The organism is Amphritea pacifica (assembly GCF_016924145.1).
In the GTDB taxonomy this organism is placed as follows: domain Bacteria; phylum Pseudomonadota; class Gammaproteobacteria; order Pseudomonadales; family Balneatricaceae; genus Amphritea; species Amphritea pacifica.
In genome coordinates this window covers 1-334 of sequence record NZ_JAFFZO010000168.1, presented here as the reverse complement: position 1 = coordinate 334, position 334 = coordinate 1, and the positions used below count along the sequence as shown (strand labels likewise).

Here is a 334-nt window from a genome sequence, read left to right as displayed (position 1 = left end):
CTTTAGATCTGTGGTTCGAGAAGAAGATCAAACCCAAGCTTGAAGGCAGGGCAATGCTCATCCGTTATGCGGATGACTTTGTGGTGGCATTTCAATATCAAGACGAAGCGCGGGCCTTCTATGAGCAACTGGCTCCCAGACTAAGAACCTTTAATCTGGACGTCGCGCCGGAGAAGACTTCGATTAAACGCTTTAGTCGCTTTCACTCGGGACAACAACGGCACTTTGAGTTTCTGGGTTTTCGTTTCTACTGGGATAAGGACTTTAACGGCGAGCCACGGCTCAGACGAAAGACTGCCCCGAAGAAACATAAGATGGCCTTGCAAACGTTTTA

General features: G+C 48.5%; 1 protein-coding gene. It reads left to right on the top strand.

All coding sequences use genetic code 11. The features are described from left to right. Positions 1 to 334, top strand: a 334-nt coding sequence (locus JW499_RS23235) for a reverse transcriptase domain-containing protein (protein ID WP_269814600.1), incomplete at both ends; no start/stop codon positions are given.